General features: G+C 70.0%; 11 protein-coding genes and 2 tRNA genes. 5 read left to right on the top strand and 8 right to left on the bottom strand.

The features are described from left to right. Nucleotides 1–191 precede the first annotated feature (191 nt). Nucleotides 192–995 carry a hypothetical protein gene (locus J2847_RS32450; RefSeq protein WP_209782860.1) on the top strand — a complete coding sequence of 268 codons (804 nt, stop codon included), beginning with the start codon at nucleotides 192–194 and terminating at the stop codon, nucleotides 993–995. Nucleotides 996–1197: 202 nt separating this feature from the next. On the opposite strand, the gene J2847_RS32445 is transcribed toward J2847_RS32450, so the two are convergent. From J2847_RS32445 to J2847_RS32430, 4 genes are all read right to left on the bottom strand, one after another. Beyond that, the gene (locus tag J2847_RS32445) at nucleotides 1198–1419 is read right to left on the bottom strand and encodes a hypothetical protein (RefSeq protein WP_209782859.1); all 222 of its coding nucleotides are present in this window, start codon (nucleotides 1417–1419) and stop codon (nucleotides 1198–1200) included. Between the two features lie 196 nt (nucleotides 1420–1615). After that, nucleotides 1616–3103, bottom strand: a complete 1488-nt coding sequence (locus J2847_RS32440; RefSeq protein WP_325169531.1) for a nickel-dependent hydrogenase large subunit — start codon at nucleotides 3101–3103, stop codon at nucleotides 1616–1618. Nucleotides 3104–3108: 5 nt separating this feature from the next. Then, complete coding sequence (locus J2847_RS32435) at nucleotides 3109–4128, bottom strand: NADH-quinone oxidoreductase subunit B family protein (RefSeq protein ID WP_209782858.1); 1020 nt, start codon at nucleotides 4126–4128, stop codon at nucleotides 3109–3111. Then, entirely contained in the window at nucleotides 4125–5513 is a 1389-nt protein-coding gene (locus tag J2847_RS32430; protein WP_209782857.1) for a PAS domain-containing sensor histidine kinase, read from the bottom strand. Before J2847_RS32430 ends, J2847_RS32435 begins: the two co-directional genes overlap by 4 nt. A 199-nt stretch (nucleotides 5514–5712) precedes the next feature. Between J2847_RS32430 and panD the strand changes: the two genes are divergently transcribed. Then, nucleotides 5713–6156: an aspartate 1-decarboxylase gene (gene panD, locus J2847_RS32425; protein WP_209782856.1), complete on the top strand. Its 444-nt coding sequence runs from the start codon at nucleotides 5713–5715 to the stop codon at nucleotides 6154–6156. A 63-nt stretch (nucleotides 6157–6219) separates the two neighbouring features. Here the strand turns inward: panD and J2847_RS32420 are convergent, their stop codons facing one another. Both J2847_RS32420 and J2847_RS32415 read right to left on the bottom strand, forming a co-directional pair. Next, nucleotides 6220–8832 carry a cellulase family glycosylhydrolase gene (locus J2847_RS32420; protein WP_233474943.1) on the bottom strand — a complete coding sequence of 871 codons (2613 nt, stop codon included), beginning with the start codon at nucleotides 8830–8832 and terminating at the stop codon, nucleotides 6220–6222. Nucleotides 8833–9555: 723 nt separating this feature from the next. Further along, on the bottom strand, nucleotides 9556–10134 hold the full coding sequence (locus tag J2847_RS32415; protein ID WP_209782855.1) for a hypothetical protein: 579 nt from the start codon (nucleotides 10132–10134) through the stop codon (nucleotides 9556–9558). 245 nt (nucleotides 10135–10379) lie between these two features. Here J2847_RS32415 and J2847_RS32410 point away from each other — a divergent pair. The 3 genes from J2847_RS32410 (at nucleotide 10380) to J2847_RS32400 (ending at nucleotide 11429) form a co-directional block, all read left to right on the top strand. After that, nucleotides 10380–10455, top strand: a tRNA-Asn gene (locus J2847_RS32410). Between the two features lie 4 nt (nucleotides 10456–10459). Continuing rightward, nucleotides 10460–10536: transfer RNA gene (locus tag J2847_RS32405), tRNA-Asp, on the top strand. A 146-nt stretch (nucleotides 10537–10682) separates the two neighbouring features. Next, nucleotides 10683–11429 carry an SDR family oxidoreductase gene (locus tag J2847_RS32400; protein WP_209782854.1) on the top strand — a complete coding sequence of 249 codons (747 nt, stop codon included), beginning with the start codon at nucleotides 10683–10685 and terminating at the stop codon, nucleotides 11427–11429. A gap of 40 nt (nucleotides 11430–11469) precedes the next feature. Here J2847_RS32400 and J2847_RS34435 read toward each other — a convergent pair whose 3' ends face one another. Beyond that, entirely contained in the window at nucleotides 11470–12132 is a 663-nt protein-coding gene (locus tag J2847_RS34435) for a DUF3306 domain-containing protein (RefSeq protein ID WP_233474942.1), read from the bottom strand. Further along, complete coding sequence (locus J2847_RS32390; protein ID WP_209782853.1) at nucleotides 12125–12691, bottom strand: DUF3305 domain-containing protein; 567 nt, start codon at nucleotides 12689–12691, stop codon at nucleotides 12125–12127. The genes J2847_RS34435 and J2847_RS32390 overlap by 8 nt, the downstream gene beginning before the upstream one ends. Nucleotides 12692–12828: the final 137 nt, after the last annotated feature.

Genomic DNA, 12828 nt, shown 5'->3' with positions numbered 1-12828 from the left:
CCCCGCAACCCTCCAACCCCGTCATGTCGCGCTCCTGGCGCCACCCATTGACGCGCCCCCGTCGGCCCGGTCAGAGCGCTCATGAATGATCCGGGCTAGAGGAGATCGAGCGGCAGGGGCAGGCCGGCAAGGGCGCGCTGGAGGCGCGTTTCGGCACCGCCGGCAAACTGGCCGACACCCTGTGGGGCGGCGTGAAGGCGACCGACCGGAAGATGATGAGCGCCTACCAGATGGAGGACGAGGTGTTCCGCATGGCGCTCTACGTGCGGCGGCGCGATCAGGGCGTCTCGCCCGAGCAGGCGGCGTTGGAAGCCAAGGATACCTTCCTCGACTACGACATCCGCGCGCCTTGGGTGAACGCGGCCAAGCGCTACGCCTTGCCCTTCATCTCCTACACCTACCGGGCCGCGCCGATGATAACCCGGACGCTGATGGCGCGGCCGTGGAAGATGGCGAAGTACTTCACGATGATGTACGCGCTGAACGCCTTGGCCTACGCCATCGACGGTGGCGACGAGGGCGAGGAGCGCCGCTCGCTGCGCGAGAATGAGCAGGGTTGGGCTTGGACCGGCATCCCGCGCATGATGCGGCTGCCCACCCACGACCAGCACGGCAACCTGGTGTTCCTCGACGTTCGGCGGTGGATACCGGCTGGCGACGTATTCGACACGGGCCAGGGGCAATCGGTGGTGCCGCTGCCGGGCTGGATGCAGCCGGGCGGGCCCCTGATGATCGCCGCGGAGCTGCTGCTCAACCGCTCCGCCTTCACCGGCCAGGACATCAGCAACAAGCTGACCGACACCGTCGGCGAGCGAATCGGCAAAGGCGCCGCCCACGCCTACAAGTCGTGGATCCCGTCCGCCGCCTGGATCCCTGGAAGCTGGTACTGGGACCGGATCGGCAACGCCATCACCGGGGCGCGGGATTGGTCTGGCCGCCCCTACTCGGTCCCGCAGGCGGCGCTGTCGTCGGTCGGCATCAAGGTGAAGCCGTAGGATGTGCAGGAGGGATTCGCGGCCTGGGGCCGGAAGTTCGACAAGACGGAGCGCGACCTTCAAGCGGAGGCGCGGCGGGCCAGCAACGACCGGGATCGTGGGTTGCTCAGTGAGGTCGGTTTCGAACGGGCGATGGAGCGGCTGACGAAGAAGTTCGAACAGGTGGGTGAGCGGCGGAGGGAGATGTTCGAGGGGGAGCGGGCTACAGGCTCCACCCGACGAGCACCAGCAGGGCGCCTGCGGCCAGCCCAGCCCAAGCGCCCATGTCGGTCCGGTACCAGGGCGGTACGGCACGCTGACGGAGGATGTGGCGGTCGAGCCGGTGCCCGGCGATCAGGGCGCCACCGACCGTCCACAGCACGGCCCACCAGTCCATGGCGCCGCGCAGGCTGATTCGGGTGATGAGGTCGGACCACCAGGGCATGCGGTAAGGGTGCTTTCGGCAATGTCGTGAGGGAGGTTGGGCAGGGCGGCTGACCGAAAGCGCGCGGGGCAGGGGCATGCTCGGGCCGTGAACGGAAAGGGGGCGCCGGCCGTAGCGCTCCCCTTGCGCTGCCGAATGAATTCCGAGAAAATTCCGAACGGCATCAGTTAGTGAATTGATTTCCTTCCGTGATTTTTCAGTGCACGGTACAGACCATGCAGGGATCGAAGGAGCGCAGGATGTGCTGGACGGACAGCGGTGAGACCTCTTCCGGCCGCACCGGGGCGCCGACCAGCGCACGTTCCAGCGGTCCCGGCACGCCGTCGAGGTCGCGCGGGGAAAAATTCCAGGTCGTCGGGGCAATGATCTGGTAACCGGCGATCCGCCCCTGCTCCACCCGCAGCCAGTGGCCGAGCGCGCCGCGCGCCGCCTCGGTCAGTCCGACCGCCTGGGCGCGGTCCGGCATCTGTCCTTGCGCGCACCAGGGGCCGGCGGGATCGAGGTTGCGCAGCCAACCCTCCATCGCGCGGGCGGTGCGGGCGATCTCCAGCAGGCGGGCGACGACGCGGCTCAGCACGTTGGCGCCGTCGGCGACGACCAGGGCGCGGACCAGCGGGTGGCCGTCGATGAGCTGACGGGCGACCGCTCCGGTCTCGTAGGGCAGGCCGGCGAGGCGCGGCGCCTTGCACCAGCTGTACCCCTCCTCGTCGGCGCCATCCGGCACGGTCGATCCGGAAAAGGGCGGGTGCGGGCGGTCCTGGCCGGCCATGCGGCTGAAGCGGTGGTGCTCGGTCACGTCGGCGGGGTCGTAGGACGCCTCCCGGCCGTCGGCAAAAGTTCCGCGCCGGTACAGATGGCCGCCATCCGGCAGCGGGTAGGCGCCGTGGCTGAGGAAACGGTCGTAGGCGCGGCCGAGCCCGGACAGCGCCAGATCGTCGGCGATCTCCAGGAACAGGCGGAAGTCGCTCTCCGGTCCGGCGCGGCGCCAGCGGTCGAGATCCTCCGCCGTCTCCAGGGCGAGCACGGCGTCGAGCGGTGCGCCGAACAGGCTGGTCTCCAGGAAGCGGCGGAAGGCGCCGACGATGGCGAGCAGCCGCACCCGGTCGCGCCCGTCCAGCGCGCGGGTGACGCCGCCCGGCTGGATGGTCAGGCTGTGCGGCCACTTGCCGCCCATCAGCCCGAGGATGTGGAACAGTTCGGTGCGCGCCGCCAGCGCGCGGCGGACGCTGGTCCCCTGCGCCGCCTTGAAGCGTGCCTCGGCCCGCTCGAACCACGGCCGGCCGGCGTAGGCCGGGCGGGCGAAGTCGGGCATGAAGAACAGGTGGAAATGGGTCAGATGGTCGGCGATGTTCTCGGTCGCCGTCATCAGGTTGGTCGCCAGCAGCCCGTTGCGCGGCACCTCCAGCCCCATCGCCCCGGCCAGCGCCAGCGCCGCCGCGTGCGACTGCGAGACCGAGCAGATGCCGCAGATGCGCGGTGCCACCACCAGCGCGTCGAGCGGGGCGCGCCCCTCCAGAATGCGCTCGAAGCCGCGGAACAGCGGGGAGTTCACGTAGGCGGCGGCGACGGCGCCGTCCCCGATTTCCAGCCGCACCTCCAGGTCGCCCTCGACGCGGTTGAAGGGGCCGACGATCAGGCGGCGGCCGGGCTGGCCGGTTGGCGGCGGGGACGGTTCTGCGGTCACGGGGGTCAGCCCTTGCTGGTCTTGCCGGTGCCGCGCACCGAGGGCGGCACGACGATGCGGTCGGCGGCGGCGTTGCGGCGCACCCGTTCCGGCGTCGCCGCCTTGGCGAGCGAGGCCAGCGCCACGAACCACGCCTTGGGCATGTCGGTCGGCAGGCCGATGGGGATGCCGGCGAATTTCGGCGTCTCCAGGAAGGGGTGGCCGGGCTCCTCGAAGCCGGGCGCCGTGCAGTTGATGCAGGCGTAGCCGCCGCGCGTGCAGGACCCTTCGCCGTTCCACAGCCGCGTGTTGCAGTCGGCGTGCGCCTGGGTGCCGAGGCAGCCCATATGCTCCATCAGGCAGCCGAGGTCCGACGGTTTCTCGGCGCTGGCCTTGTATTCGTAATACTCGTTGCGCGGGCAGCCGTGGTGGACGAGGTGGTCGGCGTAGAAGCGCGGGCGCTGGTGGCCGTCCAGGTCCGCCGCCGCCAGCGCGTCGTCGGCCAGCAGCATCAGCGTCTCCGTCACCCAGTTCGGGTGGGTCGGGCAGCCGGCGACGTTGATCACGGGCAGGCCGGAGCGGGAACGGAACTCGCCGCCCAGCGCCCCGCCGCGCCGTGTCCCCTCATACTGAAGGCCGCAGGCGTCGGTGATGTTCTCCCCCGCCGCGGTGATGCCGCCATAAGCGGCGCAGGTGCCGACGGCGACGACCTGCCCGGCCATGGCGGCCAGTTCGCGTACCCAGTCGATGGTCGGGCGGCCGGTGCCGGCCAGCACATGGAAGCGCCCGGTGCCGTTGGGGCCGCGCAGAAGCGAGCCCTCGACGCACAGCACGTCGAGAGGCTCGTCGCCGGCCAGGATGCGGTCGAACAGGGCGGTGACCTCGGGGCCGGTCTCCTCCGACAGGCTGGGGTGCCAGAGCAGGCGGATGCCGGCGGTCTCCAGCAGGGTCGGCAGGTCGGGTGATTCGGCGCAGAGCAGCGACATGGTGCAGCCGCCGCAGCCACCCGATTGCAGCCACAGCACCGACAGCGGGCGGTCTCTCATCCATCCCCTCCCGTGGGAAGTCCGTCGCGGCGGGCGGGACCGGCCGCCGGCAGGGTCAGGGTGAAGACGGCGCCGCCGTCCGGGTGGTTGGCGGCGGTCAGCGTGCCGCCCTGGTCCTTGACGAGCTGGTAGCTGATCGACAGTCCCAGTCCGGTGCCCTTGCCGACCGGCTTGGTGGTGAAGAAGGGGTCGAACACCCGGCCCAGCAGATCGGGCGGGATGCCGGGGCCGGTGTCGCGGACGGTGACGGTGACCATCCCCAGTCCAGCCGGGCCGCCATCGGTGCGCGCGTGCAGCTCCAGCCGCCGCCGCGGGGCGCCGGCCATCGCGTCGATGGCGTTCTGGACGAGGTTCATGGCGACCTGATGCAGGTGCCCCGGATGGCCGGCGATGTCGAGCGCGTCGGGCAGGTCGAAGAGGACGGCCAGGTCGGGGGTCTGCGCCTTGGCGACCCAGGTGACTGCCGAGCGCAGCAGGGCGGTGAGGTCGAAGCGCTCGGCGGCGTGCTTCTGCTCCGAGGAGAAGCGGCGCAGCTCGGCGACGATGTCGCGCACCCGCTCGGTCCCCTCCAGCATGCCGTCGAGCGTCGCCGGGCTGTCGGCGCGGGCGCGGTCGATCCGCAGCTCCTTGCGCAGGGCGGCCAGCGCGTCCGGCGCCGCCCCCTCATGCACCTTGTCGAGATAGGCGGTCAGCCGCTCGACGTAGCGGCGCAGCGCGTGGGCGTTGCCGTAGACGAAGGAGATCGGGTTGTTCAGCTCGTGCGCCACCCCGGCGACGAGACGGCCGAGCGAGGCCATCTTCTCCGAATGGACGAGCTGCTGCTGGGTCTGCTTCAGCCCCTCGTGCGCGGCTGCGAGGTCGCGGTAGGCGCGGCGCAACTCGCCGATCGGGCGGCCGACCAGCACCAGCCCGATGGCGTGGCCGCGCTGGTCGTAGCGCACCGTGCTGTTGACCGAGACGGGGAAGGGACCGGTCGGGCCGCGCAGGCTCAGCTCGACGTCGGCGCCGCCCTCGCGCTGGAGGGCCGCCGCGCAGAGCCGGGCGAAGGCGGCGTGCGAGCCGGGATCGAGGAAGTCGCGCAGCGGCCGGCCGGCGAGGTCGTGGCCGGGGTGGCCGAGCGCGCGCTCGGCGGCGGGGTTGCTCTGCTCGATGCGGCCGTCGCGGTCGCAGGCGATCAGCACGTCGGTCATCGAGCCGAGCACGCTGGCGATGAAGGCCTGGGCCTCCTCCAGCTCGGCGTTCTTGCGCTCCAGTTCGACCTGCTGCGCCACGAGGTTGGCGTAGGTCTCGTCCATCTTCCGGATCACGTCGATCCAGGCGCTCTCGGCGTCGGCGTCCGACGGCAGGCCCGGCATGGCGAAGGGATCGGAAAGGGGCACGGTCATGTCGCGAGAGGTTTGGATTGTTCGCTTGCCACTCTAATCGAGGGGCACTCTAGCACGGCCCCTCCGGCGGGTGGGCGATTTCCGTCCCGGCAACAGGCGGGTCCGTTCGTTGCGCCGCACACAGACTTTGCTTGCCCTTTCCATCACACAGCGTACAAACGGACCCCAGTTTTGAACGGACGGATCGGGGGAGACGTCGATGATCAAGGTGGTGCGGGCCAAGCTTCATTGTCTGCGGGTGACGGACGCCAATCTGAACTACCAGGGCTCCATCACGCTGGATCCAGAGCACTGCGAGGCGGTGGGCATCGTCCCGCTGGAGTTCGTCGAGATCTGGAACAAGAACTCCGGCACCCGCATCAGCACCTACGTGATCTACGGCGAGCGCGGGTCGCGCGCCTGCGTGCTGAACGGCTCGGCGGCGCGGAGCTGCCAGCCGGGCGACGAGGTGATCGTCGCCGCCTCCTGGTACTGCCAGCCGACCGAGATCGCCGCGCTGAAGCCGCGCGTGCTGACCTTCAACGCCGACAACAGCGTCGACAAGGCGCTGCATTACGACGTCACCGCGCTGGAGGAGGGCCGCTACGGCTTCGCCATCCGCGACGGGCTGATCCCGGCCGGGGCGGAGACGGATCTGGTGTAAGGCGCGGACACGGCGAAGGGGCGGCCGAACGGCCGCCCCACCCCCGCACCCGTTCCGCTCCGGTCAGGCGGCGTGGTGCAGCGCGTACCAGTCGGCGGTGTGCAGGGCGTCGGCCGAGGCCGCCAGGGCGGCGTCGGCCGCGCTGGCGCCGTCCGCGGCGTCCGTCGCCGTGGCGGTGGCGTCGCTCGCCGCCGTGTCGGCCGAGGCCGTCGTCACCGTGTGGGCCCAGACGTCGGTGGCCGCGTCGGTGGCCGCCGTGGCCGTGGTCAGCGAGGCCGCCGTGGCGGTGGCCGCCGCGCTGGCGGTGGCGGACGAGTCGGTGATCGTGCCGGTGCCCGTCGCGTCGGCCAGCGTCGCCTTCGCGGCGTTGGAGAGCACCAGGCTGAAGTTCTCGCCGCCCTCGGCGGCGCCGTCGCTCAGCACCTTGACGGTCACCGTCTTCTCGGTCTCGCCCGGCGCGAAGGTCAGCGTGCCGTTGGTGGCCGTGTAGTCGGAGCCGGCCTTGGCGGTGCCGTCGGCGGTCGCGTACTTCACCGTCACCGTGTCGGTCGCGGCCTCGTTCAGCTTGACGGTGAAGACGGCGTCGGCCGTGCCGGTGCCGGTGGTCGAGCCGGCATACATCGCCTCCTTGATGATGTTCACCTTGGCGCTGTTGACGGTGTAGTCGTCGTTGAGGATGCCGCCGGTGTCGCCCGAGCCGGGGCTCCAGGCCCAGTAGGTCCAGCTCACCCCCTGCTCCCCGGCCGCGAGGTCGTTCTTGCCGTCGCCGTTCCAGTCGCCGTTCATGTAGTCGGTGATGGCGTTCAGCCACTGGGTGTCCTGGCTGGTCGCCAGCTTGGTGCCGAACTCGCCGACCAGCACGGGGGCGATGTCGTTCTGCACGATGTAGCCCCAGGCGTCGTTCCACACCGCCGGCATGTTGTCGGGGAAGCTGGAGTCGGAGAACCAGCCGAAACCGGCCATCGACGGCGGGTAGTCGTGCACCGAGTAGACGAGCTGGTTGTCGACGTTGAACTCCACCGGGTTGGTCTTCACCCCGTCGAGGTTGCCACCCCACCAGTAGGTGCCTTCCGACGAGTTCTCGACGCCCTCGACGATCAGCAGCAGGTTCGGGTTGACCTGCTGGATGGCGTTGCCGATGCGCTCGGCCGCCGCCGCCCAGTCGGTGGCGAGGTTGCCGTCGCCCCAGGTGGCCTGCCCGTGCGGCTCGTTGTGCAGGTCCATGCCGATGACCGACGGGTTGTCGGAATAGCGCTCGGCCAGCATCGTCGAGTTGGCGATCATCGTCGATTCCGGGTGGGCGTCGGTGTACCACAGCCCGTTCTCGTTGGCCGAGGCGCCGTCGTCGGAACGGTGGTGGTCGAGGATGATCTTCAGGCCGATCCGGTCGGCGTAATCGACGATCTTGTCGAAGACTTCAAGAGAGTTGAGACCCTTCAGGTCGGGGTTCAGGCTGTAGTCGATGCCGGTCGGCGTCTGGCCGCCGTTGTCGAGCATGGCGTCCGACCAGGGCAGGCGGATGGTGTTGAAGCCCAGATCCTTCATCTGGTCCATCATGGTCTGGTAGCTGTCCTCCCACAGCCCCTGCGGCACGAAGGCGTAGCCCTCGGCGCCGAACCAGTTGACGCCGGTCAGCTTCACGGCGTTGCCGGCGCTGTCGATGATCTGGCTGCCCTCGGTGTGGAGATAGCCGTCGGCGATGGTCGTGGTCGTCGTGGCGCCGCCGGCGGGCTCCTTCACCGTGGCGTCGCCGACCGAGATCGTCGGGGTGGAGGGGGGCGTCGTCGTGGTGCCGCCCCCCGTGTTGCCGCCCCCCGTGTTGCCGCCATTGTCGACGGTGGTGGAGCCGGCGGTGAAATGGGACTTGTCGGCGTCGACCACCAGCGTGCCGTTCCACCACAGGCCGGACTGGCCGGCGACCACGTCCTTGCCGTCGAGCGCGCCCTTGTCGTAGGTCACCGTGCTGTCGGTGGCGGCGTGGGTGTGGCCGTTCACCGTCACCGAGTTGACCGTCAGGTTGCGGTCCTGGCCGTTGACGACGGCGTCGTTGTCGTACTGGATCTGCACCTTGTGCGCGGTGTCGGCGGTCACCGAGGTGGTGAAGCTGTAGTCCTTCGCGCTGGCCGTCGCCGTGCCCTCGCCGATCACCGAGCCATCCACCAGCACCTTGAAGTGGGCGTCGACGCCGCCGGCCGCGGTGCCCTGGGCGTTGACGGTGATGGTGGTGGCGTCGGCGCTGCCGCTGCCGCCCGTGCCGGCGCTGGTGCCGGCCCCCGCCTGGGCGGTCGCCTCGGTCTTGAAGGTCAGGGCGCCGTCCCACCACATCCCCGACTGCCCGGCCAGGACCGTGCCGGCTCCGCCGCTGTCCTGGCGCTCGTAGGTGGCGCTCGCCGGCAGCATGGTGGTGCCGTCGACGACGACCGACTGGACGTAGAGGTCGCGGTACTGGCTGTTCACCGCGTCGTTGTCGTAGACGACCTGGATGGTGTGGCCGACGCTGGTGTCGAGGTCGGCGGTGAAGCCGTAGGCCTTCGACGTGGCCGACGAGGCGGTGGCCTGCCCGAACTCCTTGCCGTCGACCAGCAGGCGGAAATGCGGGGCGATGCTGTCGCCGGACTGCCCGTAGGCGTTGACGACGATGCTGCGGGCGCTGGTGGTCGAGCTGGTGCTGGCCATGGAAAATAATCCTTGTCCGATTGCGTTGACGCCAACGGTGGCCCGAATTCGTTAACGAGATATTGCGGAATTTGGTTAAAATGTCTGGTGTCCTGTGGCAAAGATGTGACCCGCTTTTCTCCGCTTCCCTGGCGCAGGATTGCCACAGGATGGCTCTGTTCGACAGGGCGGAGGCCTGAATCGCGACCGTCGCCCTGTCTCTTTTTGTGCACAGCCTTGCTGCGCAGGAGCAAGTCGGAGAGAGCGTATCACCTTCGTGTCGGCCGGATGCTCCGGTCCATGTCCAAGGTTTTCCCAAAAGACCGCAGGAACCTCTTTTCCGGTTCGCCAACTTCCGGCCGACCCTTGTTTCAGATGACTTGAAGGAACGACGGACGTGACTGCCAGAGACGATCGGGATTGCCGCTTGCGGTGGAAGGACCTGTCGGGGATTGCCGGTAGGCGGTGGTGGCCGCTGCGTCCTCGGACGGCGTCGGCGATGCGTCGGGCGGAGCGAGAGTGCCGGTGAGGATCGTCGGCGCCGGTGCCGGAGCTCTGCGCGTGCCCCTTTCACCTCCGGCTGAACGGGGAAAAACGTCCATAATGGTTAATATGAACCGTGCGTCGGATCGGCGTGCGCGGCGATTTCCGCTGTTTTTATTAACGGAATAAATGCCTACAATAAGGCCAAAAGAAAGGCGCGCCGGACGGGCGCGCCTGTGAATTCCAAAAGGGCCGGGTGGCTCAGCGCCGCAGTGGGACGGCGCGGCGGACCAGGCGGCGGTCGAGGTCGGCGGTGGTCACGGTCGGCTCGCCCAGGCTGCGCATGGCGAAGGCGAAGGTGTCCATCACGCGGTCCAGGCTGATCTCCTGGTCGTCCGGGCGGCGGCTGACCGAGACCACGGCATAGCCGGCGGCCCGCGCCACCGCGGCGTCGCCGCGCAGGCCGCGCACGCCCCAGCCGGCCAGCGCCGACTTGCAGCGGAACAGCTCGGCGGCGAAGCCGCCGGCCGACTGCGTGCGCCCGACCACATAGGCGGCGGCGACCGCCAGCGGCGCCAGCAGCCCGTCCCAGTCCAGGCAATCCTCGCGCGACACCCAGACGCCGCCGACCGAGCAGGCGGCGGGGCCGATCGCCTCGCCCAGCCCGGCGCGGAAGGCGCGCAGCGAGGCCACGGCGTCGGCTGCCGGCATCGGCTCCACCCGCTGGCCGTCGGGCATCAGCATCAGGCGGCCGGCCCATTCGGCCGAGGGGGGAAGCTGTTCGGTCAGGCGAGCGAGCAGCGCCTCGCGGGCGGCGGCGAAGGGAACGACCTCGGACATCGGGCCTTGCACATGTCAATGGCTGGGGTGGCGCAGAAGAAGCCGCAAGCCGCCCCGTCTGTCAAGGTCCGCGACGCCGCATCCGTCAACCGGAGCGTGCATCGAGGCGCTTGTCACAGCGGCAACGGTGCCGGAGCGGGGCGGCGGCGGGCGCCTTCTCAGGGGCCTCCGGAAAAAAATCGCGAGCCTGCGATTTTGTGCTTGCCAGCCCGCCGCCAGCAGCCCTATAAAGCGCCTCCCAACGTTCCCGGTTAGCTCAGTTGGTAGAGCAGCGGACTGTTAATCCGCTTGTCGCTGGTTCGAGTCCAGCACCGGGAGCCAAAGCGCGGGTGTAGCTCAGTTGGTTAGAGCGCCGGCCTGTCACGCCGGAGGCCGCGGGTTCAAGTCCCGTCACTCGCGCCATTTTCCTTTCCCTCTGCGGAATTTCCACTTCCCCCAGATCGAATGCGACGATGGCGGCTGCCCCACCGGGCAGCTTCGCGCTATGATGCGTGGTGTTTCCAACAATCGGTCCGCCCAGCGGGTCGTTTCCGGGGGAGAACCATTTCATGCGTCTGTCGGGCAAGGTTGCCGTCGTCACCGGCGGCGGATCGGGATTCGGCGAGGGGATCGCGCGGCGTTTCGCCGAAGAGGGCGCCCGCGTCATCGTCGCCGACCTGGACGAGGCCGCGGCGGGCCGGGTCGCCGATTCCATCGGGGAAACCGCTTTGGCGGTGCGCGCCGACGTCGCGGTCGGCGAGGATTACGAGGCGATCGTCTCGGCCGCCGTCGGTGCCTTCGGCCGGCTCGACATCCTGATCAACAACGCCGGCTACACCCACCGCTACGGCTCGATGCTGGACGTCGACGAGGCGACCTTCGACCGCATCTACGCCGTCAACGTGAAGTCGATCTATCACAGCGCCATCCACGCGGTGCCGGTCTTCCGCGCCCAGGGCGGAGGGGTGATCCTGAACATCGGTTCGACCGCCGGCATCCGGCCACGCCCGAACCTGACCTGGTACAACGGTTCCAAGGGAGCGGTGCTGACGCTGACCCAGTCGATGGCGGTGGAACTCGCCCCCGACAAGGTGCGGGTCTGCGCCATCGCCCCGGTGGCCGGCGAGACCGGGATGCTGCACCGCTTCATGGGCAACGACACGCCGGAGCGCCGCGCCCAGTTCCTGGCCTCGATCCCGCTCGGCCGGCTGTCCACCCCGCGCGACATCGCCAACGCGGCGCTCTACCTGTGCTCCGACGAGGCGGATTTCCTGACCGGCGTCTGCCTGGAGGTCGATGGCGGGCGCTGCGTGTAGCGGCGGCGGAGTCTTCTGCCGCCCCCGTCCCTCCCGCCTCCTACCCCCTCTCCCCTCCGGGGAGAGGGTCGGGGTGAGGGGGATGCGTGGCGGATATTTCGGAATGAGCGGGGGCTTCGGGACCGGCCCTGTCCGGCGGGGCTTCGGCGGTGACCGGAATCCCCTGCGCCGCGTCCCCCTCGCCCCCACCCTCTCCCCGAGGGGGAGAGGGGGAGATTTTCGGGGTGGATGCTTCCGTCTTTGCCTCCGCGTCCGGCTCCGGATCGGGAAAGATGGCGGCGAGCAGGCTCTTGACGTCGTCGGTCGGGCGCAGCGCGCCGTAGCCGGGGGCGTTGCAGTCCCAGTCATACTCGCCGAAGCCCCGGAAGGCGGCGATGGCCGGGTCGCTCGTCCAGGCCTTGCGCAGGGCGAGGCGGCGCAGATCGGCCGGGACCTCCCGTTTCAGAAAGGCGGTGTAGTCGCTGCCGGCGTCCAGGCTCTCCACCGGCGGCAGATCCGGTGGCAGATCTGGCGGCATCTCCGGCAGGGCCGGGTCCGAAACCGGCCGGGCGGCCGGCGGCGCTTCGAGGGCGTCCTGCGGAACCGGCGCGGGCGGCATCGGTTCGGCAAGCTCCATCGGCTCCGGTTCCGCCTTGGCGGTCCGCTTCAGCCGCGACCAGCGGCCGAGAAAGCCCTCCCCATCGGTACCCGGCTTCTCAGCCATCGCCGCGCTCCGGCTTGCGGCGGGCCAGCGCCTCGGTGTCGGCGCGGTCGCGCTTGCGCTTGTGGAAGGGGCGGTCGACGAAGTGCCGCGCGACGAAGCCGTCCATCCACAGCGCCAGCGCCGACGGCAGCGGCAGCGGCTCGATCAGGTCGTCGCCCGCCTCGGAATGGGTGTCGATCTCACCGGGATCGACGGTGACCGCCAGCAGTCGGACGCCCAGCGGCCCGCCGCCCGGCCGCAGGATGACGTAGGCGGTCGGCCGGCCGCTGTCGAGGTTGTGCTTGTAGTTCTCCGCCTCGCTGGGGAACAGCGCGATCTCGGCGGCGCCGGCGTAGTAGCGGGCCCAGCCGGGACCTTCGTCGATCAGGCTCCAGTCCGTCCGGTCGGGACTGGGCGGGATGAGCGCGGTCGGCTGCCAGGACGCCTCGACCCAGGGATTGTCCACGCGGCGCCGTTCGACGACGACGCCGACGTTGCGGCGCTGGCCGCGGTCCGGCGATCCGCCGGGCAGGGCGGAGCCGGAGAGGTTGGGATCGGGCGGCGGAGTGGTGCGGGGCATCGGCGTGCTCCGGAAGGGACGGGCCGGAGCGGAGGGATCCGGTTCCCGTTACAACGCCGGGCGGGAGCGTTGGTGCCCGCGCCCTGTTGTTTCCTTCGGAGCGCCGTCTTTCCGACGTTCCCGCCCGCCCCCTGTTC

This window comes from Azospirillum agricola, from assembly GCF_017876095.1.
Taxonomy (GTDB): Bacteria; Pseudomonadota; Alphaproteobacteria; order Azospirillales; family Azospirillaceae; genus Azospirillum; species Azospirillum agricola.
The sequence above is the reverse complement of the archived record's forward strand: the minus strand, read 5'-3'. Positions and strand labels throughout refer to the sequence as shown.